General features: G+C 73.1%; 17 protein-coding genes. 13 read left to right on the top strand and 4 right to left on the bottom strand.

The window, feature by feature from the left end:
* Positions 1–29 precede the first annotated feature (29 nt).
* Positions 30–1,676: a PucR family transcriptional regulator gene (locus ACSURM_RS28540; protein ID WP_436958661.1), complete on the bottom strand. Its 1,647-nt coding sequence runs from the start codon at positions 1,674–1,676 to the stop codon at positions 30–32.
* A 223-nt stretch (positions 1,677–1,899) separates the two neighbouring features.
* On the opposite strand from ACSURM_RS28540, the gene ACSURM_RS28545 reads away from it, so the two are divergent.
* On the top strand, positions 1,900–3,408 hold the full coding sequence (locus ACSURM_RS28545; protein WP_436958662.1) for an APC family permease: 1,509 nt from the start codon (positions 1,900–1,902) through the stop codon (positions 3,406–3,408).
* Positions 3,409–3,417: 9 nt separating this feature from the next.
* Complete coding sequence (locus ACSURM_RS28550) at positions 3,418–5,046, top strand: flavin monoamine oxidase family protein (RefSeq protein WP_436958663.1); 1,629 nt, start codon at positions 3,418–3,420, stop codon at positions 5,044–5,046.
* A gap of 15 nt (positions 5,047–5,061) precedes the next feature.
* Here ACSURM_RS28550 and ACSURM_RS28555 read toward each other — a convergent pair whose 3' ends face one another.
* Together ACSURM_RS28555 and ACSURM_RS28560 are read right to left on the bottom strand one after the other, a co-directional pair.
* Entirely contained in the window at positions 5,062–6,426 is a 1,365-nt protein-coding gene (locus ACSURM_RS28555; RefSeq protein WP_436958664.1) for an FAD-binding oxidoreductase, read from the bottom strand.
* A 74-nt stretch (positions 6,427–6,500) separates the two neighbouring features.
* Positions 6,501–8,303, bottom strand: a complete 1,803-nt coding sequence (locus ACSURM_RS28560; protein WP_436961202.1) for a glycoside hydrolase family 15 protein — start codon at positions 8,301–8,303, stop codon at positions 6,501–6,503.
* A gap of 542 nt (positions 8,304–8,845) precedes the next feature.
* On the opposite strand from ACSURM_RS28560, the gene ACSURM_RS28565 reads away from it, so the two are divergent.
* The 11 genes from ACSURM_RS28565 (at position 8,846) to ACSURM_RS28615 (ending at position 21,408) form a co-directional block, all read left to right on the top strand.
* Entirely contained in the window at positions 8,846–10,495 is a 1,650-nt protein-coding gene (locus ACSURM_RS28565; protein WP_436958665.1) for a CTP synthase, read from the top strand.
* 88 nt (positions 10,496–10,583) lie between these two features.
* Entirely contained in the window at positions 10,584–11,210 is a 627-nt protein-coding gene (locus tag ACSURM_RS28570; RefSeq protein WP_436958666.1) for an NUDIX domain-containing protein, read from the top strand.
* 164 nt (positions 11,211–11,374) lie between these two features.
* Positions 11,375–13,450, top strand: a complete 2,076-nt coding sequence (locus ACSURM_RS28575) for a tetratricopeptide repeat protein (RefSeq protein ID WP_436958667.1) — start codon at positions 11,375–11,377, stop codon at positions 13,448–13,450.
* 135 nt (positions 13,451–13,585) lie between these two features.
* Complete coding sequence (gene ald / locus ACSURM_RS28580) at positions 13,586–14,710, top strand: alanine dehydrogenase (protein ID WP_436958668.1); 1,125 nt, start codon at positions 13,586–13,588, stop codon at positions 14,708–14,710.
* A gap of 425 nt (positions 14,711–15,135) precedes the next feature.
* Positions 15,136–16,269 (top strand): ParA family protein, encoded by a 1,134-nt coding sequence (locus ACSURM_RS28585; protein ID WP_189996052.1) that lies wholly within the window; start codon positions 15,136–15,138, stop codon positions 16,267–16,269.
* Positions 16,254–16,802 carry a hypothetical protein gene (locus ACSURM_RS28590; protein ID WP_436958669.1) on the top strand — a complete coding sequence of 183 codons (549 nt, stop codon included), beginning with the start codon at positions 16,254–16,256 and terminating at the stop codon, positions 16,800–16,802. The genes ACSURM_RS28585 and ACSURM_RS28590 overlap by 16 nt, the downstream gene beginning before the upstream one ends.
* An 18-nt stretch (positions 16,803–16,820) precedes the next feature.
* Complete coding sequence (locus ACSURM_RS28595) at positions 16,821–17,891, top strand: segregation and condensation protein A (protein ID WP_436958671.1); 1,071 nt, start codon at positions 16,821–16,823, stop codon at positions 17,889–17,891.
* Entirely contained in the window at positions 17,888–18,505 is a 618-nt protein-coding gene (scpB, locus tag ACSURM_RS28600; protein WP_359051278.1) for an SMC-Scp complex subunit ScpB, read from the top strand. Before ACSURM_RS28595 ends, scpB begins: the two co-directional genes overlap by 4 nt.
* A gap of 13 nt (positions 18,506–18,518) precedes the next feature.
* Positions 18,519–19,580, top strand: coding sequence for a pseudouridine synthase (locus ACSURM_RS28605; protein ID WP_436958672.1), 1,062 nt, complete (start codon positions 18,519–18,521; stop codon positions 19,578–19,580).
* Between the two features lie 66 nt (positions 19,581–19,646).
* Positions 19,647–20,654, top strand: coding sequence for an ADP-ribosylglycohydrolase family protein (locus ACSURM_RS28610; protein WP_436958673.1), 1,008 nt, complete (start codon positions 19,647–19,649; stop codon positions 20,652–20,654).
* Positions 20,655–20,658: 4 nt separating this feature from the next.
* On the top strand, positions 20,659–21,408 hold the full coding sequence (locus ACSURM_RS28615; protein ID WP_436958674.1) for a nucleotidyltransferase domain-containing protein: 750 nt from the start codon (positions 20,659–20,661) through the stop codon (positions 21,406–21,408).
* Here ACSURM_RS28615 and ACSURM_RS28620 read toward each other — a convergent pair.
* Positions 21,334–22,077: a nucleotidyltransferase domain-containing protein gene (locus ACSURM_RS28620; protein WP_436958675.1), complete on the bottom strand. Its 744-nt coding sequence runs from the start codon at positions 22,075–22,077 to the stop codon at positions 21,334–21,336. The two genes, ACSURM_RS28615 and ACSURM_RS28620, sit on opposite strands and share 75 nt — an antisense overlap.
* Positions 22,078–22,089: the final 12 nt, after the last annotated feature.

Below are 22,089 nucleotides of genomic sequence, written 5' to 3' on the forward strand. Positions count from 1 at the left end.
GCCCGGAGCGGGCCCGGCGCCGCGGACGCCTACGGCACGTGCCGGCGGGCCCGCAGGGCCAGGCTCAGCGCCAGGACCGTCTGCGGATCGTCCAGGTCGGTGCCCAGCAACTCCCCGATGCGGGCCAGGCGGTTGTACAGCGTCTGGCGGTTGAGGTGCAGCTCGCGGGCTGTCTCCGCCTTGCGGCCCGCGTGCGCGAGATAGGTCTCCAGCGTCGGCAGCAGCGGCGGCCGGGAGCGCCGGTCGTGCTCGCGCAGCGGGCCGATCGCCCGGTCCACGAAGGCCGCGAGGTCCGGGTGGTCGCGCAGCCGCCACAGCAGCAGGTCGATGTCCAGGCGCCGGGCGTCGTACCAGGGCCGGTCGGTCAGGCCCTGCGCCGCCGTCGCCGTCTCCGCCGCGTGCCGCAGCCCCGCCGAGGCCGCCGCCCAGCCGCCCGCCACCCCGACCACCACCACCGGCGGCGGCGAGCCCGGCCGCCGCATCCCGGCCCGCTCCACCCCGGCCCGCAGCGCCGCCGCGACCCGGTCCGCGACCGCCGTCCGCTCCGCCTCCGCGCGCAGCCCCACCAGCACCAGGACCCGGCCCTCCACCGGCCGCACGCCCAGCAGCGCCGGCACCCCCACCGCGGCCAGCTCCTCGGAGACCGCCCGGGCGAGCACCGCCCAGCCGCCACCGGGCGAGAGGGTGTCCCCGATCCGCATCACCACCGGCAGCAGCGGGCTGTCACCCGGCTTGAAGCCGAGCACCCGGGCCTGCGCCGGGGCGTCCTCCGCCGCGATCCGGCCCTCGGCGAGATCGGTGAGGAAGTCCCCGCGCCCGCGCGCCGCCAGCTCCTCCTCCTGCCGGGCCTGCATCAGCACCACGGCCAGGACGCCCGCGGCCCGCTCGGCGGCGATCCGGTGCACCGGGGCCGGCGTCGCGCGGACCGGCAGCAGGACCAGCCGGGCGCGCACCGAGCCCGCCGAGCCGGGGCCGCCGCCGGGCACGTCCACCAGCACCGTGCCGGCCGGCGGCGGGGCCTCCTTGTGCGGGCCGCGCAGCCCCTCCCACACCTGGAGCGGGTCGGCGCCCTCCGGCCCGGCCCCGGCGGCGTACAGCAGCCGCCCGTCCGCCGTCTCCAGGAACACCGGGTTGCCGCTGAAGTCGGCCAGGATGCACAGCACCTGCGGCACCCCGCCGCCGCCCAGCAACGCCTCGGTGCAGCGCCGGTGCACCTCCTCGGCGCGCTGGAGCAGCGCGTAGTGGCCGTTGACGATCTCGGTGTGGATCTCCTCGGTCACCGTCACGAACGGCACCTCGCGGTGCAGCTGGACCAGCGGCAGACCGGCCGCCCGGGCCGTGTCCACCAGCGCCGCCGGCAGCCGGCCGAAGCGCGGGCCCAGCTCCACCACCAGGGCGGCGATGCCCCGCTCGGCCAGGGTCCGCACGAACGCCCGCTGCTCGGCCGGCCGGGTGCCCAGGCCGTAGCCCGTGGTGAGCAGCAGTTCGCCGCCCTTGAGCAGCGAGGCGATGTTCGGGACCTCGCCCGCGTGCACCCAGCGCACGGTGCGGCCGAGCCGGTCGGCGCCCGCCAGGATCTCCGGCAGTCCGCTGCGCAGTCCGGGCAGCTCCAGCGCCCGTTGCACGGTGATGCCGGCGCCCTGGGTGTCGAGTCGGTGGTCCGTACGGCTGTCCATGCAGCGGACGCTACCCGTGCACACGTTTCGGTGACATCTCCGCGCGATCACGGCGGCGGTCACCGGCCCCGTGCGCGCGACACTGCGTCGCCCCCGGCCCGCGATTACCCGACCGCCTGCCTGTTGTGGTGTACGTCACTGTCCCGGCACACTGTCGCGACCGTACAAGAACCGCCGTTTGACCTTCGGATTTCGTTGCGCGAGCACCACATGAGGGGCGGGAATGACAGAGAAACCCACGCGAGAGGTACAGCGCCTCAAGGCGGACTCCGTAGGGCTGGTGGGCGTGGTGTTCATGGCGGTGGCCACCGCCGCGCCGATCACCGCGATGACCGGCAACCTGCCGATCGCCGTCGGCTTCGGCAACGGCACCGGAGCGCCGGCCGGCTATCTCTTCGCGACGCTGGTCCTGGCGGTCTTCTCCGTCGGCTACGTCGCCATGGCCCGCCGCATCACCGCGGCCGGCGCCTTCTACGGCTACATCTCCCACGGCCTCGGGCGCATCGCGGGCATGGCCTCCGGCATGCTCGCCGTGCTCGCCTACGTGGTCTTCGAGGCGTCCATCGTCGGCGTCTTCTCCTACTTCGCCCGAACCACCGTCCGCGACCAGCTCGGCGCCGACCTGCCGTGGGCCGGCTACGCGGCCGCGATGCTCTTGGTGACGGCCGTGCTGTCGTACTTCGACATCAATCTGACCGCCAAGGCGCTCGGCGTGCTGCTCGTCGCCGAGATCGCGGTGCTCTTCGCGGTCGCCACCGCCGTACTGCTGCACGGCGGCGGCCCGGACGGCATCCCCGTCGCACCGGTCAACCCCAAGAACGCCTTCACCGGCGCCTCCGCGGGGCTCGGCCTGTTCTTCGCGTTCTGGTCGTGGGTCGGCTTCGAGTCGACGGCGATGTACGGCGAGGAGTCCCGCGACCCCAAGCGCGTCATCCCGCGCGCGACCCTGATCTCCGTCATCGGCGTCGGCCTGTTCTACATCTACGTGTCCTGGATGACCATCGCCGGCAACGGCCTCGACGGCGCGGTACGGGTCTCCGCCGGCGCGAGCCCCCTCGACCTGTTCTTCGACCCGGCGCGCGGCTTCATCGGCGCCTGGGCGGTGGACGCCTTCCAGTGGCTGCTGATCACCGGCTCGTTCGCCTGCGGCATGGCCTTCCACCAGTGCGCGGCCCGCTATCTGTACGCCATCGGCCGCGAGGGCTTCCTGCACCCCGCCCTCGGCCGCACCCACCCGCGCCACGGGTCGCCGTACCTCGCCTCCTTCGCCCAGTCCGTCGTCGCCGTCGTCATCGTCGGCGCGTTCTGGGCGACCGGGCAGGACCCGTACATCCACCTGTACACGCTGCTGGCGATCCTCGGCACGATGGCGATCCTCATCGTGCAGACGCTCTGCTCCTTCGCCGTCATCGGCTACTTCCGCCGCAACCACCCCGAGGACCGGCACTGGTTCCGCACCCTGACCGCGCCGCTGCTCGGCGGCCTCGGCATGGCCGCCGTCGTGGTGCTGCTGGTGGTCAACATGGACACCGCGGCCGGTACGGCGGCCGGCTCGCTCTTCTTCGAGGCCATCCCGTGGATCGTCGGGCTGGTCTTCTTCGGCGGCCTCGGGCTCGGCCTGTATCTGCGGGCCCGCCGGCCGGAACGGTACGAGGTCATCGGCCGGATCGTCCTGGAGGACGCGGCCGAGCGCACGGACGACGACACCGAGCAAGCCCCCGCCAACGCCTGAGGAGGCACCGTGTCCCGAACACGGCTCATGCACGTCCTTCGCACCCTCACCGCCGACCACGCCGCCGCCCGGCGGCTCGGTCTGCCCGTCGCCGAGGCGCGGGCCGTGCGCCGGCGCGCCGTCCTCAGGGGCGCCGCCGGCGCGGCCGCCGTGACGGCCGCCGCGACCGTCCCGACGCCGGCCGCCGCCGCGACCGGCCCGGTACCGGCCGCCGCCGCGGCCGCGCCCCGCGTCGCCGTCGTCGGCGCGGGCATCGCCGGCCTGACCGCTGCCCTCACCCTGCGCGACGCGGGATACGCCTGCACCCTCTACGAGGCCCACCCCTCCCGCGTCGGCGGCCGCATGTACACCCAGCGCGACCACTGGGCCTGGGGGCAGACCTCGGAGATCGGCGGCGAGCTGATCGACACCGGCCACAAGAAGATGCTGGAACTGTGCCGCCGCTTCTCCCTGCCGGTCGAGGACTTCCTCGGCGGCGGCCCCCGGGGCGCGGAGGAGGTCCTCTGGTTCGACGGCGCCTACTACCCGCGCGACCGGGCCGACGAGGACTTCAAGGCCGTCTACCAGGCCCTGCGCGCCGACCTCCAGGCCGCCGGGGAGGTCAGTTGGGACCGGACCACCCCGGCGGGCACCGCCCTGGACAACCTGTCCCTGTACGAGTGGATCGAGACGCGGGTGCCGGGCGGCCACGCCTCCCCGCTCGGCCGCTTCTTCGACGTCGCCTACGCCGTCGAGTACGGCGCCGACACCACCGAGCAGTCCTCGCTCGCCCTCGTCCTGCTCATGGGCTACCAGCCCAATCCGGGCCACTTCAACATCTGGGGCCTGTCCGACGAGCGCTACCACATCGTCGGCGGCAACGACCGACTCCCGCGGGCCATCGCCGGTTCCCTGCCCGACGGGACCATCCGGCACGGCTGGTCCCTCCAGGCGGTGCGGGCCGGCGCCGACGGCACCCAGACCCTCACCTTCACCGAGGCGGGCAGCACCCGGACGGTCACCGCCGACCACACCGTCCTGTGCCTGCCCCTGCCGGTCCTCCAACGGCTGGACCTGAGCGGGGCCGGCTTCGACCCCCGCATGACCGGCCTGCTGCGCGATGCCCGCATGGGCCACTGCACCAAGCTCAACATGCAGTTCACCAGCCGCCCCTGGCGCGGCACCGGCCCCTGGCCCGGGGTGTCCGCAGGCGACTGCTTCACCGACCTCGGGGTGCAGCAGACCTGGGACACCACCAAGGTCCAGCCCGGCACCGGCGGCATCCTCATCCAGTACGGCGGCGGCAGCCGCGCCAGGTCGCTGACGCCGTCGGGCCCCTTCTCGTACGAGAGCGACCCCTACGTCAAGGACCTCGCCACCCGGTACCTGAAGGACGTCGACGCCTTCTTCCCCGGCACGTCGGCCGCCTGGACCGGGCGCGCCCAGCTGTCGGCCTGGCACCTCAACCCCTATGCCCTGGGCGCCTATTCGTACTGGCCGGTGGGCTACCTGCACCGGTACGCCGGCTACGAGGGCGTGGCCCAGGGCCGCGTCCACCTCGCCGGCGAGCACTGCTCCTACGACTTCCAGGGCTTCATGGAGGGCGGCGCGCGGGAGGGCGAGCGGGCGGCGCGGGAGGTGATCGCCGCCCTGGGCTGACCGGGGGGCGGGGCCTCACACGGGCCGGATGTTGTGGTTGCAGCGGAAGACGTTGTCGGGGTCGTAGCGCCGCTTCACCTTCTCCAGCCGCAGCATGTTCCCGGCGCCCAGCCCCGCCCGGACCCGCTCCGGGCCCTCGTCGCCGATCAGGTTCAGGCACACGGCCCCGGTGCTCCACGGCGCCAGGGCGGCGCACGCCTCCCGGACCCAGCCGCACGCCCGCTCGTCGTCCGCCGGGTCCGCCCAGAAGGCGCACGGGTGCGCGGTCCACGGGGCGTCCCGCCAGGCCACCGGGTAGCCGCGCGGCCCGGCGGCGACCGCCCCGCCCTGCGGGAACAGCAGATACCGGGAGCCGGACGCCGTCGGCAGGCCCTCCCCGCCCGCGCGGAAGGCGTCCACCGCCTCCTGCGGCAGCCCGGTCAGACACCGGGCCGACCGGTGGTGGCGCAGCCCGGGCGGGGTGTCGAGCAGGCGCTGCGCCGCCGTGTACGGCAGCTCGCCGGCCGGCCCCGCCTCGTGCGGCAGCGCGCGCAGCGGCCCGGCGAGGTCGCGCAGCCCGTCCGCGCCGCCGGCGTGGGTCAGCACGGCCGCGCACCGCGGGCCGCCCGCCGGCGCGGGCGGCCCGGCCAGGTACAGCACCGCGCCGCCCAGTTCGTCCGGCGCGCTCCGGAAGACCTCCCGGAAGGCGCGGACCACCTGAGCTCCGTACCCGGGCGGGTACCGCAGCAGGGCGAGGGAGAACCGCGGCAGCTCGTGCAGCCGCAGGGTGAGCGCGGTGGCGACACCGAAGTTGCCGCCCCCGCCGTGCAGCGCCCAGAACAGCTCCGGGTGCTCGTCGGCGCTCGCGCGCACCCGCTCGGCGCCGGCGGTCACCAGTTCCACGCCGAGGAGGTTGTCGACGGCCGGTCCGAAGAGGCGGTCCAGCCAGCCGGTGCCGCCGCCGAGGACGGAGCCGGCCACACCGGTGGTGCGGGAGCGCGCGCCGGTGGTCGCCAGTCCGTGGGGCAGGGCCGCCCGGTCCAAGTCGCCCGTCGTGGCACCGCCCTCGACCCGGGCCGCCCCGGCCACCGGGTCGACGGTCACCCGGCGCATCCGGCTCAGGTCCACCATCAGCGCGCCGTCGGCCGCCGCCGTGTCGGCCGCGCCGTGGCCGCCGCCGCGCACCGCGATGCGCAGGTCCAGCTCCCGGCCGAAGCGGACGGCCCGCACCACGTCGGCCGCGTCCGCGCACCGGGCGATCACCGCCGGCCGCCGGTCGTCCCGCGCGTCGAAGACGGCGCGGGCCGCGTCGTAGCCGCGGTCCCACGGGGCGAACACCTCGCCGGTCAGCTCGCCGCGGAGGGCGGCGAGCGCCGAGTGCGCCGTGGAGCGGAAAGCCACGCTGTCAGCCTAGGCCCGCGCGCCCCCGAAGGGGCGCGACCAGGCCCGACGTCCCCGCAGCCGACCGACGGCCGCTACCCCCCGTACGCGCCGGACGCGGTCAGCCGCAGTGCCGTGTCGATCAGCGGCACGTGGCTGAACGCCTGCGGGAAGTTCCCCACCTGCCGCTTCAGCCGCGGGTCCCACTCCTCGGCGAGCAGACCGAGGTCGTTGCGCAGCGCGAGGAGCTTCTCGAACAGCTTGCGGGCCTCGTCCACCCGGCCGATCATCGCCAGGTCGTCCGCCATCCAGAACGAGCAGGCCAGGAAGGCGCCCTCGTCGCCGGGCAGGCCGTCGACGCCCGCGTCCTCGCCCTCGGTGGGGTAGCGCAGGATGAAGCCGTCCGGGGTGGACAGCTCGCGCTGGATCGCCTCGATGGTGCCGATCACCCGCTTGTCGTCCGGCGGCAGGAAGCCCATCTGCGGGATCAGCAGCAGCGAGGCGTCCAGCTCCTTCGAGCCGTAGGACTGGGTGAAGGTGTTGCGCTCCTTGTCGTAGCCCTTCTCGCACACGTCCCGGTGGATGTCGTCGCGCAGCTCCCGCCAGCGCTCCAGCGGACCGTCCGCGTCCCCGGACTCGATCAGCTTGATGGTGCGGTCCACCGCGACCCAGGCCATCACCTTGGAGTGCACGAAGTGCCGGCGCGGGCCGCGCACCTCCCAGATGCCCTCGTCCGGCTCCTGCCAGTGGTCCTCCAGGTAGCGGATCAGCTTGAGCTGGAGCAGGGAGGCGTAGTCGTTGCGGGCCAGACCGGTCATGTGGCCCAGGTGCAGGGCCTCGGTGACCTCGCCGTACACGTCCAGCTGGAGCTGGTGCGCGGCGCCGTTGCCGACCCGGACCGGGGCGGAGTTCTCGTAGCCCGGCAGCCAGTCCAGCTCGGCCTCGCCCAGCTCCCGCTCGCCGGCGATGCCGTACATGATCTGGAGGTTCTCCGGGTCGCCGGCGACCGCCCGCAGCAGCCACTCGCGCCAGGCTCGGGCCTCCTCGCGGTAGCCGGTGCGCAGCAGCGAGGACAGGGTGATCGCCGCGTCCCGCAGCCAGGTGTAGCGGTAGTCCCAGTTGCGCACGCCCCCGATGTCCTCGGGCAGGGAGGTCGTCGGGGCGGCGACGATGCCGCCGGTGGGGGCGTACGTCAGCGCCTTCAGGGTGATCAGCGAACGGATCACGGCCTCGCGGTAGGGCCCGTGGTACGTACAGTGCTCGACCCACTCGCGCCAGAAGTCCTCCGTGGCCTCCAGCGAGGTCTCCGGCTCCGGCAGCGGCGGCGGCTCCTTGTGCGAGGGCTGCCAGGAGATGGTGAAGGCGATGCGGTCGCCCGGGGCCACGGTGAAGTCGGCGTAGGTCGTCAGCGCCTTGCCGTAGGTCTCGGCCTCCGTGTCGAACCACACCGAGTCGGGTCCGGCGACGGCCACCGTGCGCCCCTCGTGCCGGTGCACCCACGGCACCACCCGGCCGTAGGAGAACCGCATCCGCAGCGCGGAGCGCATCGGCACCCGGCCGGTGACGCCCTCGACGATCCGGATCAGCTGGGGGGCGCCGTCACGCGGGGGCATGAAATCGGTCACGCGTACGGTGCCGCGCGGGGTGTCCCACTCGGTCTCAAGGATCAGCGAGTCGCCGCGGTAGCCGCGCCGGGCGGCCGTGGGCGGCTCGGCGTCCGCCGCGTGCGCCGGGCCGAGCCGCCAGAAGCCGTGCTCCTCGGTGCCCAGCAGGCCGGCGAAGATGGCATGCGAGTCGAAGCGGGGCAGGCACAGCCAGTCCACCGTGCCGTCCCGGCAGACCAGTGCGGCGGTCTGCATGTCTCCGATGAGTGCGTAGTCTTCGATGCGCCCGGCCACGTGCAACTCCAGTCGAACGGCCACGTCACACCCCCGCGCAGGGGGCTGTCGCTAGTGCGGTCAAGGGTCGTTGTTGTGTGTCGTTGAGCGGTGAAGCAAAGCAGCCCGCCGAGCCCTTAGGCAACACGACAGTCCTTGCTCAACGAACTGCCGCGCTCTCGTTGTTCCGGGTTGCTGCAGGCGGGGGTGTGCCGTCGTTACCGGCCGGGCTCGGCAGTGAGTGTCCGAGCAGGATACGACGCGTGCAGATGATCCGGGTGCCGCTCCGGGCAACCCGTATGGGCCGAACGAGTGAGCGCCGGGTGAGAACCGTGTGCCCGGACCGGTGCGAAAGTTGCCAGAGTGACTCCAGTGTTCTCGTGGTGTGCCCGGACGAGCGCGGAGCGTGGCCGGAAGCCATCTCGCTCAGGCGCTGATACGCTGGTAGCCCGTGGACCGGTGGGAGAAAACCCCCCGAACCGCAGCGACGGCACCCCCGGAACTCTCCGGGACGGAAGCCGCACCGCATCACCGCCAGCGACCACGGGAGCCCCCTCTTGGCCATGCCGCCCAAATCCACGACGACCAAGCACATCTTCGTCACCGGGGGTGTCGCCTCCTCGCTCGGCAAGGGTCTGACCGCCTCCAGCCTGGGCATGCTGCTCAAGGCCCGGGGCCTGCGTGTCGTGATGCAGAAGCTCGACCCGTACCTGAACGTCGACCCGGGCACGATGAATCCCTTCCAGCACGGTGAGGTGTTCGTCACCAACGACGGCGCCGAGACCGACCTGGACATCGGTCACTACGAGCGCTTCCTCGACCGCGACCTGGACGGCAGCGCCAACGTCACCACGGGCCAGGTGTACTCCACCGTGATCGCCAAGGAGCGGCGCGGCGAGTACCTGGGCGACACCGTGCAGGTCATCCCGCACATCACCAACGAGATCAAGCACCGTATCCGGCGCATGGCCACCGACGAGGTCGACGTGGTCATCACCGAGGTCGGCGGCACGGTCGGCGACATCGAGTCGCTGCCGTTCCTGGAGACCGTCCGCCAGGTCCGCCACGAGGTCGGCCGGGACAACGTCTTCGTGGTGCACATCTCGCTGCTGCCCTACATCGGTCCTTCCGGCGAGCTGAAGACCAAGCCCACCCAGCACTCGGTGGCCGCGCTGCGCAACATCGGCATCCAGCCCGACGCGATCGTGCTGCGCTGCGACCGGGAGGTGCCCACCGCGATCAAGCGGAAGATCTCCCTGATGTGCGACGTGGACGAGGCCGCCGTGGTGGCCTGCCCCGACGCCCGCTCGATCTACGACATCCCCAAGGTCGTGCACACCGAGGGCCTGGACGCCTACGTGGTGCGCAAGCTCGACCTGCCGTTCCGCGACGTGGACTGGACGACCTGGGACGACCTGCTCGACCGCGTCCACAACCCCGAGCACGAGGTCACCCTCGCCCTGGTCGGCAAGTACATCGACCTGCCCGACGCCTATCTGTCGGTCACCGAGGCGCTGCGCGCGGGCGGCTTCGCCAACCGCGCCCGGGTGAAGATCAAGTGGGTCACCTCCGACGACTGCAAGACCCCGGCCGGGGCCAAGGCCCAGCTGGCGGGCGTGGACGGCATCTGCATCCCCGGCGGCTTCGGCGACCGCGGTGTGCTGGGCAAGGTCGGCGCGATCCGCTACGCCCGGGAGAACAGGATCCCGCTGCTGGGGCTGTGCCTGGGTCTGCAGTGCATCGTGATCGAGGCCGCCCGCAACCTGGCCGGCATCCCCGACGCCAACTCCACCGAGTTCGACCCGGCCACCGCCCACCCGGTGATCTCCACCATGGCCGAGCAGATGGACATCGTGGCCGGTGAGGGCGACATGGGCGGCACGATGCGGCTGGGCATGTACCCGGCCAAGCTCGGCGAGGGCTCCATCGTGCGCGAGGTCTACGACGGCAAGGAGTACGTCGAGGAGCGCCACCGCCACCGCTACGAGGTGAACAACGCCTACCGCGCGGAACTGGAGAAGAAGGCCGGCATCGTCTTCTCCGGCACCTCCCCCGACGGCAAGCTCGTGGAGTACGTGGAGTACCCGCGCGACGTCCACCCGTACCTCGTCGCCACCCAGGCCCACCCGGAGCTCCGCTCCCGCCCGACCCGCCCCCACCCGCTCTTCGCCGGTCTGGTGAAGGCGGCCGTCGAGCGGAAGAACTCCAAGTAACACGCCGGTTGTACGGTGGCCGGGGTGCGTACCTTCGTAGGAAGTGGGGCACCCCGGTTTCACTGTGCGCAGGCGGAAGGAACAGGGCATGACGATCAAGGACACCCGCGAGGAGTGGGAGATCCGGGCCACGGAGACGCCTTTCAGGGGCAACAAGACCTCCGTCCGCACCGACGAGGTGGTCATGCCCGACGGCTCGGTGGTCCGCCGGGACTACCAGGTCCACCCCGGCTCGGTCGCCGTCCTCGCCCTGGACGAGGAGGACCGGGTCCTGCTGATCAACCAGTACCGCCACCCCGTGCGGCACAAGCTCTGGGAGATCCCGGCCGGCCTGCTGGACGTGCCCGGCGAGAACCCGCTGCACGCCGCCCAGCGGGAGCTGTACGAGGAGGCGCACGTCAAGGCCGAGGACTGGCGGGTGCTCACCGACGTGTACACCACCCCCGGCGGCTGCGACGAGGCCGTGCGGGTCTTCCTCGCCCGCGAGCTGTCCGAGGCCGACGGGGAGCGCTTCGCGGCGGAGCACGAGGAGACCGACATGGAGCACGCGCGCGTGCCGGTCGATGAACTCGTGCGCCGGATCCTGGCCGGGGACGTGCACAACACCTGTCTCGTGGTCGGCGTGCTCTCCCTGGTCGCCGCCCGCGGCGGGGACGGGCTGGACGCCCTGCGCCCGGCCGACGCGCCCTGGCCCGCGCGCCCCTTCGAGAGCTGACCGGACCCGTCCGGACCACTGGTGTGACCATCGCCTGATCCGATCGGGCGATGCGTTCGCCGCGCTCCTCCGGGTACGTCGCAGAGCGTGAACTAGGCTCTGCAAACGCCCGTACCGGAAGACACCGGCGGGCTTGCGCGTGCGGTGGGACGGGAGTGTGGCCCGTGACGGAACAGGCGGTGGACCCAGACGGTGCGGAGCTGTCCGCGCCCCCGGCTCCGAAGGACCGTTTCCTGGGCCGGGCCCGGGAGTTGAAGGAACTGCGCGCCGACATCGAGCGGGCCGGCCTGGACACCCTCTCCGGCCGCAAGGCGCCCCGCGCGCGCGTCCTCCTCATCGCCGGCCGCCCCGGCTCCGGCCGCACCAGCCTCGCCGAGGAACTCGTCCGCCGGGTCGCCGGCCGCTACCCGGGCGGGGTGCTGCGGGCCCGGCTCAGCGAGCCCGACGGCACCCCGGTGCCCGTCGAGCGGGCGGCCCGCGCGCTGCTGGAGGCGCTGGAACTGCCCGCCCCCGCCGGAGCCGCCGAGGACGACCTCGCCGCGGCCCTGCGGGCGGCCCTGGCCGGCCGGCGGGCGGTGCTGCTGCTGGACGACGCGGCCGGCGCCGACCAGGTCGACGCACTCCTGCCCGAGGCCCCGGACTGCCTGGTGGTCGCCGTCTCCCGGGGCCCGCTCACCGGGATCGCCGACGTCCGCCCCTGCACGCTGGGCGGCCTCGACACCAAGTCCGCGGTGGACCTGCTCACCGGCTACGCCGGCGCCGTCCGCGTCACCGTCGACCCGCGCGCCGCGGAGAGCCTGGTGGAGGCGTGCCAGGGCCACCCGGCCGCCCTGGTGCTGGCCGGCGGCTGGCTCGCGGCCCGCCCCAAGGCCACCGTCTCCGACCTCGCCAAGCGGTTGCACGCGGCCGCCGAGGACGGCCCGGAGGGCACCGAGACGACCCCGCTCTCCCGCGTCTTCCGGCTCGTCCACGACCAGTTGCCCGGGCCCGCCGCCCGGCTGCTGCGGCTGCTCTGCCTCGCCCCGGCCGGCCTCGCCGACCCGCACACCGCCTCCGCCCTGGCCGGCTGCTCGGTCGACGCCGCCCGGGCCACCCTGGACGACCTCACCGCCCTCGGTCTGCTGCGCGCGGTGGACTCCCCGCTGCCCCAGTACGAGGTCCCCGGCCGGCTGCACCCGCTGCTGCGCGCCCTGGCCGAGACCCAGGAGCGGCCCGCCGAGCTCCAGCTGGCCCGGGCCCGGATGCTGGAGCGGACGGTGCGGCTGCTCCAGTCCTGCCGGGCGATCACCGAGACGGACAGCCCGCAGGCCCGGGAGAAGCTGAACGGCATGCCGCCCGCGCTGCGCTTCCCGAACCCGCGGGCCGCCGCCGACTGGCTGCGCATCCGGCGGCCCGCGCTGCTGGCGTCGGTGCGCCTCGCGGTGGCCGACGGCGAGCTGGACACCCTCGCCCGCCGGCTGATGTCCCAGCTGGTGCGGGCCCTGGCGGCCCATGTCGGCACCCAGGCCGCCGCCGCCGACCTGTACGGGGTGCACAGCCTCGTGCTGGACGTCGCCGAGCGGCGCGGGCTGCCCCGGGAGAAGGCCGCGGCCCTGCTGAACCTGGGCGACCTGGACGCGCAGACCGGCCGCACCCGGGAGGCGCTGGCCCGCTACCGGGCCGCGCTGGACGCCGGACGGGAGGCCGGCGACCCGTACGCCACCGGCCGCGCGATGGAATCCGTAGGCGGCGCCCACCAGGAGCTGGGCGATCACGACCGGGCCGCCGACTGGTTCGGCCGGGCGCTGGCCGAGCGGCTGGCCCGCGGCGAGCTCCCGGAGGCCGCCCGGCTGTACGGCAGGATCGCCACCGCCCACACCTACGCCGGCCGCTACGGCGAGGCGCTGCGCAACTGGCGGGCCGCCCTGGCCGGCTACCGCCGGAGCGGCGATGTGGCCGCCAGCGCGCGGGCGTTGAGCGAGATCGCCCGGGTGCAGGAGTACGCGGGACGGCCCGAGGAGTCGCTGCGCACCTGCCAGGAGGCCGTCGAGTGGGCCCGGCGGGCCGAGGACGCCCGGCTCCAGGCCGCGGTGCAGCTGCGGCTGGCCGACACCCTGGACCGCCTCGGCGACCCGGCGGCGGCCCGGCTGCACCGGGCGGCGGCGGAGCGCATGCTGGCGGAGGAGCCGCCGCAGGACGACGCAAGGCCGGAACAAGACGCTAACGCCTGCGAAATCCGCACCGCATCCAGCGAAGATTGATGCAATGAAAGGCTAGACAGCTCGAACACCTTCATTAGACTGGCTCTGCCGCACTCCCCTGCGGTGTCTCCCGGTATGCCCCCGCATGTCTGGGTACGTCTGTAATGCACCCCCATACCCTCTGAGCCAAGGACCGTGATCGACGTGAAGGTCGGCATCCCCCGCGAGGTCAAGAACAACGAGTTCCGGGTGGCCATCACCCCCGCCGGTGTGCACGAGCTGGTGCGCAACGGCCACCAGGTCGTCGTCGAGCGGGGCGCCGGCCTCGGCTCCTCGATCACGGACGAGGAGTACGTCTCCGCCGGTGCCGCCATCCTGGACACCGCGGACGAGGTCTGGGCGAGCGCCGACCTGCTGCTGAAGGTCAAGGAGCCGATCGCGGAGGAGTACCACCGCCTCCGCAAGGACCAGACCCTCTTCACCTACCTGCACCTGGCCGCGTCCAAGGAGTGCACCGACGCGCTGCTGGCCTCCGGCACCACGGCCATCGCCTACGAGACCGTCGAGCTGCCGAACCGCGCGCTGCCGCTGCTCGCCCCGATGTCCGAGGTCGCGGGCCGGCTGGCCCCGCAGGTCGGCGCCTACCACCTGATGCGCGCGGTCGGCGGCCGCGGCGTGCTGCCGGGCGGCGTCCCGGGCGTGACCCCGGCCAAGGCCGTCGTCATCGGCGGCGGTGTCTCCGGCTGGAACGCCGCCCAGATCGCCATCGGCATGGGCTTCGACGTGACCCTGCTCGACCGCGACATCAACAAGCTGCGCGAGGCCGACAAGATCTTCGGGACGAAGATCAAGGCCGTCATGTCCAACTCCTTCGAGCTGGAGAAGGCCGTCCTCGACGCCGACCTCGTCATCGGCGCGGTCCTCATCCCGGGCGCCAAGGCCCCGAAGCTGGTCACCAACGAGATGGTGGCCCGGATGAAGCCCGGAAGTGTCCTTGTCGACATCGCGATCGACCAGGGCGGCTGCTTCGAGGACTCCCGCCCCACCACGCACGCCGAGCCGACCTTCAAGGTGCACAACTCGGTCTTCTACTGCGTCGCCAACATGCCGGGCGGCGTGCCCAACACCTCCACCAACGCGCTCACCAACGCGACGCTGCCGTACATCGTCTCGCTGGCCAACAACGGCTGGGTGGAGGCGCTGCGCCGCGACGCCGCGCTCGCCAAGGGTCTCAACACCCATGACGGCAAGGTCGTTTACAAGGAGGTCGCGGAGGCCCACGGCCTGCCGCACGTCGAGCTGGAGTCGCTGCTCGGCTGACCTGCGCCAGCAGGCAACGACCGGGTGAGTCGTCAAGTCACCACCCGCCAAAAGGCGATTCGTCAACACGACTCGTCAATCCCGCGCACCCGGCCGGACCTTGCCCGACAAGGTCCGGCCGGATGTGTGTATGGTCACTTTGCGGCTCTCGGTCAACTCGCCTCGAACGTAACGCTTCGACCGATTCGCACACCCTGGAAACCTGCTGTGCGACGGCCGTACGCCCTTGACAGCGACATGTTTCATTGCCGACACATCCTGCCGGGTCCGGCGGATTGTGTTGCTGCGGACCGCCGACACGCCATAGAGTCGCCAACCGTCGGCATGGTGCCACGCTGACCTTGTCTAGAAGTTTCCTGGTCACCAAGGAGGTAAGACGACTTGTGAATGAGTCGACATTTTCTCCCGGGGGTGGTCAACCAGGAATGCCGGTCCGGGGCCAGGGCCCCGCGGGATTCGAGGCTGTCGGCTCCGTAGCTGTGCGCACCTTCGCAGCCCACCAGAGTTCCGGTCCGCGGACGGCCGGGACAGCACACCAGAGCATGGATGGCCATCACGTGAACGCCATGGCCGGCGACGGAAGTGGCGCGCCCCACAACCACTTCGCCGACTACGACGAACTGCCCGAGGGGCACTTCTACGACCCCGACGCCGAGTACGAGCCGGATCCGGAGTACGCGGCCACGCTCGCGCCCGACGCGGCCCGTCAGCGCCGTGAGCGCATCGGCCCGACCGGACGCCCGCTGCCCTACTTCCCGATCCCGGGCCCGCTGACCGACCACGGCCCCGCGAAGATCATCGCGATGTGCAACCAGAAGGGCGGCGTCGGCAAGACGACGTCGACCATCAACCTGGGCGCCGCGCTCGCGGAGTACGGCCGGCGCGTGCTGCTCGTGGACTTCGACCCGCAGGGCGCGCTGTCGGTGGGCCTCGGGGTGAACCCGATGGAGCTCGACCTCACCGTCTACAACCTGCTCATGGAGCGGGGCATGTCCGCGGACGAGGTCCTGCTGAAGACCGCGGTCCCCAACATGGACCTGCTGCCCTCCAACATCGACCTGTCGGCCGCCGAGGTCCAGCTGGTCTCCGAGGTCGCGCGCGAGTCCACGCTCCAGCGGGCCCTGAAGCCGCTGCTGCCCGACTACGACTACATCGTGATCGACTGCCAGCCCTCGCTCGGCCTGCTCACCGTCAACGCCCTGACGGCCGCGCACAAGGTGATCGTGCCGCTGGAGTGCGAGTTCTTCGCGCTGCGCGGTGTGGCCCTGCTGACCGAGACCATCGAGAAGGTCCAGGAGCGGCTCAACCCGGACCTGGAGCTCGACGGCATCCTCGCCACGATGTACGACTCGCGCACCGTCCACAGCCGCGAGGTGCTGGCCCGCGTGGTCGAGGCCTTCGACGACCACGTGTACCACACGGTCATCGGCCGCACGGTCCGCTTCCCGGAGACCACGGTCGCCGGTGAGCCGATCACCACGTACGCCTCCAACTCCGTCGGTGCCGCCGCCTACCGCCAGCTCGCCAGGGAGGTGCTCGCCCGGTGTCACGCCGAGTGAGTCTGCCCGGGGCCGACGAACTCTTCCGTACGACAGGAGGGACGGCGCTCCAGCCGTCCACTCCCCGGCGCGCGGCGGGCGGCGAGGCCCGGGTGCCGGCTCCCGCCGGGGAGAGCGACGAGACGGCCGCCGGGGAGGACGTACCGCCGTCGGTACCCGTCCGAGGCGGCGACGGAGAGGGCGCGGAGCACATGGCGGCGGACGCCGAGCCCGCCGACACCGGCGAGTCCCGCAGCCGCCCGGTGCGCCGCCAGGCGGCGCAGGAGGCCCCGGCCGCGGCCCAGCCCCGCAAGCGCGGCCGGTCGGCGACCCGGCGGCCCAGCGGGCGCGAGCGGCACGACGAGAAGATCACCGTCTACGTCTCGGCCGAGGAACTGATGGACCTGGAGCACGCCCGCCTGGTGCTCCGCGGCGAGCACGGGCTCGCGGTGGACCGCGGGCGGATCGTCCGCGAGGCGGTGGCCGTGGTCCTGGCCGACCTGGAGTCCCGCGGGGACGCGAGCATCCTCGTACGCCGGCTGCGCGGCCGGTAGCGATAGCCTGCGGGGGCTATGACCTGGAACGAAGCCCCTGCCCCCGGTGCACCGGCCGGCCGTCGGCGCGCGCTGGGGCGGGGACCGGGTACCGGGCCGGCCGAGCCGGTCGCCGTACCCGCCGAGCCCGCTGAGGCGGAGCCGCCGGAACCCGGGCATGCCGAGCCGGCCGCGCCGGAACCCGAGCCGGCCGCGCCGGAACCGGGGCCTGCCTCGTCCGAGCCCGAGCCCGCCTCGCCGGAGTCCGGCCCGGCCGGGACCGAGTCGACTGCCGACGGCGTCTTCAAGGTCCGCCTCGCCAACTTCGAGGGCCCCTTCGACCTGCTGCTCCAGCTGATCTCCCGGCACAAGCTGGACGTCACCGAGGTCGCCCTGTCGCGGGTCACCGACGAGTTCATGGCGCACATCCGGGCCATGGGACCGGACTGGGACCTGGACCAGACCACGGAGTTCCTCGTCGTCGCGGCCACGCTGCTCGACCTCAAGGCCGCCCGGCTGCTGCCCGCCGCCGAGGTGGAGGACGAGGCCGACCTCGCCCTGCTGGAGGCCCGGGACCTGCTGTTCGCGCGGCTGCTGCAGTACCGCGCCTACAAACGGATCGCCGACATCTTCAACGAGCGGCTCGACGAGGAGGCCCGGCGTCACCCCCGTACCGTCGGCCTGGAGCCCGGGCACGCCGAGCTGCTGCCCGAGGTCGTCATCAGCATCGGCCCGGAGGGCTTCGCGGAGCTGGCGGTCAAGGCCATGCGGCCCAGACCCCGGCCGCAGGTCTACGTCGACCACATCCACGCCCCGCTGGTCAGCGTGCGGGAGCAGGCCCGGATCGTGGTGGCGCTCCTGCGCGAGCTGGGCGAGGCCGGGTTCCGGGAGCTGACCGAGGACGCCGGGGACACCCTCACCGTCGTGGCCCGGTTCCTGGCGCTGCTGGAGCTGTACCGGGAGAAGGCCGTCGAGTTGGAGCAGGAGACCGCGCTGGGGGAGCTGACCGTGCGCTGGACCGGCGGCCGGACGGATCCGGAGCCGCTGGTCACCGACGAGTTCGACCGCCCGCCGGAGCGGCCCGAGGAGCCCGAGGAGGAGAAGGCATGAGCGAGCCCGCCGGTCTCGACCTCAAGCCCGCCCTGGAGGCGATGCTGATGGTCGTGGACGAGCCCGCCGCCGAGGAGCACCTGGCGCGGCTGCTGGAGCGGCCCCGCCGGCAGGTCGCGGACGCCCTGCGCGAGCTGGCCGACGAGTACACCGCGCAGGGCCGCGGCTTCGAGCTGCGGTTCGTCGCGGGCGGCTGGCGCTTCTACACCCGCGCCGCCTACGCGCCCGCCGTCGAGCGCCTGGTCCTGGACGGCCAGACCGCCCGGCTCACCCAGGCGGCGCTGGAGACCCTCGCGGTGGTCGCCTACCGCCAGCCGGTCAGCCGCAGCCGGGTCTCCGCCGTACGCGGGGTGAACTGCGACGGTGTGATGCGCACCCTGCTCCAGCGCGGTCTGGTCGAGGAGGCGGGCACGGAACCCGAAACAGGTGCGATCCTGTACAGGACGACGAACTACTTCCTGGAGCGGATGGGCCTGCGCGGCCTGGACGAGCTTCCGGAGCTCGCGCCCTTCCTCCCCGAGGCGGAGGCGATCGAGGCCGAGACCCAGGAGGGAGTCCCGTCGTTCGACCCGGACGCGCCCGACGCGCCCGGCGGTCAGGACGCAGACGACTAAGACGGAAACCTTGATGCGAAGCAGCGGCAGCGGCAAGAGCGGCGGGCGCGGTAACTACCGCGGTGCCGGCAACGACAGGGACCAGAAGCAGGGGCAGGGCCGGCCCCGCAAGCCCCGCCCCGAGGAGCGCCGCTACGACGTGGGCCCCGGGGCCACCAAGGACGGCCCCAAGGCCGGACGCGGCGGTGCCGCGCGCGGCGGCTCCAAGGGCGGCCCGAAGCGGCCCCAGCAGGGCGGCCGTACGGCCCCGGCGCGCTCGCGCGAGTACGAGACGCGGGTCGAGGAGCGCAACCGGGAGCGGTACGCGGGCAAGAAGGACGTCAAGCTGCCCAAGACCTTCCCGGGCGCCGAGCAGGAGGGCGAGCGGCTGCAGAAGGTCCTCGCGCGCGCGGGCTACGGCTCCCGGCGGGCCTGCGAGGAGCTGATCGAGCAGGCCCGGGTCGAGGTGAACGGCGAGATCGTCACCGAGCAGGGCAAGCGGGTCGACCCGGAGAAGGACGAGGTCAAGGTCGACGGCCTGACCGTGGCGACCCAGTCGTACCAGTTCTTCTCGCTGAACAAGCCCGCGGGCGTGGTCTCCACCATGGAGGACCCGGAGGGCCGGCAGTGCCTCGGCGACTACGTCACCAACCGCGAGACCCGGCTCTTCCACGTCGGCCGGCTGGACACCGAGACCGAGGGCGTCATCCTGCTCACCAACCACGGCGAGCTGGCGCACCGCCTCACGCACCCGCGGTACGGCGTGAAGAAGACCTACCTCGCGGCCATCGTCGGCCCGATCCCGCGCGACCTGGGCAAGCGGCTGAAGGACGGCATCCAGCTGGAGGACGGCTACGCTCGCGCCGACCACTTCCGCGTGGTCGAGCAGACCGGCAAGAACTACCTGGTCGAGGTGACCCTGCACGAGGGCCGCAAGCACATCGTGCGCCGCATGCTGGCGGAGGCCGGCTTCCCGGTCGAGCGGCTGGTGCGCACCGCCTTCGGCCCGATCACCCTCGGCGACCAGAAGTCGGGCTGGCTGCGCCGCCTGTCGAACACCGAGGTCGGCATGCTGATGAAGGAAGTCGATCTCTAGAGCGCGCCTTGCGCTTGATCACCGTCCCCCTTTATTGTCATGGTGACGATAAAGGGGGACGGTGTCATGCCGAAACAGCCGGCGACCGGAGCACTTCTCGGACTCGCCCTCGGGGACGCCCTCGGCTTCCCGACCGAGTTCAACGACGTACCGTCGATCCTGGCCAAGTGCGGGCCCTGGCGGGGGATGGAGCTGCCGAAGCGGGCCTTCGTCTCCGACGACACGCAGATGACCCTCGCCGTCGGCCGCGCCCTGCGGACCGCCCTGGACCGCGGTGACGTGACGCCCCGGGGGCTGGAAGGGCCCCTGCGCGCGGAATTCGTGGACTGGTACCGGTCGCCGGAGAACAACCGCGCCCCCGGCGGCACCTGCCTGCGGGCCTGCGAGCTGCTCACCGACCGGGGCCGGGCCTGGCAGGACGCCAGCCAGACCGGCTCCAAGGGCTGCGGCGCCAACATGCGGGTCGCCCCGATCGGCCTCGCCCCCGGTCTCAGTGACGAACAGCGCGCCGGAGCCGCCCAGTCGCAGGCCGCGCTCACCCACGGCCACCCCACCGCGCTGGCCGCCTCCGACCTCACCGCCCACGCCGTCCACCTGCTCGCCCGGGGCACCGACCCCGCCGGACTCGTCGGGCGGCTGCGCTCGTACGCCCTGGAACGCCGCACGCACTACGACCACACCTGGCTCGGCGACCTGTGGACCCGCGCCCAGGACCCCGGCCCCGAGCACTTCATCGCGCGCGGCTGGGACGAGTGCCTGGAGATCCTCGGCCGGCTCCAGGAGGCCGTGCGGACCGTCTCCCCGGAGACCGACCCCTGCCTGGCCACCGGCGAGGGCTGGATCGCCGAGGAGGCCCTCGCCACCGGGCTGCTGTGCTTCCTGCTCTTCCCCGACGAGCCCGTCACCGCCCTGCGCCGGGCCGCCTGCACCGCCGGCGACTCCGACTCCATCGCCTGCCTCACCGGCGCCTTCGCGGGCGCCTGGCTGGGCGCCGGGGCCTGGCCCGCCGACTGGACGGAGCGGATCGAGTACCGAGGCGACCTGTTGGCCCTGGGTACGCTCTGGGACGCTTAGGCCCATGCTCGACGACCTCGACATAGACCTGGCTCCGGTGATCGGGGAACAGCCCGACCCCCTGCTGTTCGCCACCGTCTCCGGAGCACATCTGTACGGCTTCCCCTCGCAGGACTCTGACGTGGACCTCAGAGGCGTCCACCTGCTCCCCGCCGCCGACCTCGTCGGCCTGGGCGAGCCGGAGGAGACCCGCTCGCGGACCTGGGTCCGCTACGGCGTCGAGCTGGACCTCGTCACCCACGACCTGCGCAAGTTCGCCCGCCTGATGCTCCGCCGCAACGGCTATGTGCTGGAGCAGCTGCTCTCCCCGCTGGTCGTGCACACCGGCGAGGCCCACCGGGAGCTGACCGCGCTCGCCCCCGGCGTCCTCACCAGCCACCACGCCCACCACTACCGCGGGTTCGCCGCGACCCAGTGGCGGCTGTTCGAGAAGACCGGCGAACTCAAGCCGCTGCTCTACACCTTCCGGGTGCTGCTCACCGGCATCCACCTCATGCGCAGCGGCGAGGTCCAGGCGCATCTGCCCACGCTCCTGGAGCTGGCGGGCGGGCCCGGCTACCTGCCCGAGCTGATCGCCGCCAAGCGGGAGCGGGAGAACGCCCGCGCCGACGTCGACCGGGACCGCGTGGCGACGGACGTGGAGCGGCTGCACACCGCGCTGGACGAGGCGCAGGCCGGCTCAGCGCTGCCCGACACCGCCACCGCCCACGACGCCCTGCACGACCTCGTGGTCCGGCTCCGCCTGGCGGGCTGAGGCCCGGCGCACCCGGTACAGGAAGGCGGCCACGCGCGCCCGGTCCGGCTCGGCCGGCAGCGGACTGCCCCGCAGGGCCTCCTCCGTCTCGTCCGCCAGCCGGGCCATCCACGCCTCCACCCGCGCCCACGGCACCTCCCCGCGCCGGACCGCCAGCAGGGGCTCGCGCAGCTCGCCCACGCCGATCCGCAGCTCGCCGGTGCGCAGCAGGTCCCGGGCGGCCGCCAGCAGCCGCAGCAGGTGCATCGCGTGCTTCCAGCGCGGGGCGCCGGTGGTGCGCACGTCGGCCTCCAGCCGCTTGCGCTGGCCGAGGGCGTACCGGGTGAACGTGTCGTGGACCTGCCGGGACAGGAAGGCGCCGCGCAGGGACAGCAGCTCGCGGCCGGTGTCGTCCACGTGCTCCACCAGCGGGGAGTGCAGGCACTCCAGGATGTTCGGGTTGCCGCGCAGCGCCAGCTCGCAGAACCGCTCCAGCTCCCAGGAGAAGCGCTCCTCGCCCGGCCCCTCCACATGCGTCGGCGGCTTGTCGAACCGCCAGAACAGCGGGGTCGGGGCGAGGAACACCCCGCGCCGGTCGGTGTCGCTGGCGTCCGTCGCCAGGCCGAAGGCGCGGGAGCCCATGACACAGGCGTAGACGGTGTGGTCGCGTACCAGATCCAGCGGCTGCATCCCCGGAGCGTA

This window comes from Streptomyces sp. SudanB182_2057, assembly GCF_964272715.1.
Lineage (GTDB): Bacteria > Actinomycetota > Actinomycetes > Streptomycetales > Streptomycetaceae > Streptomyces > Streptomyces rubradiris.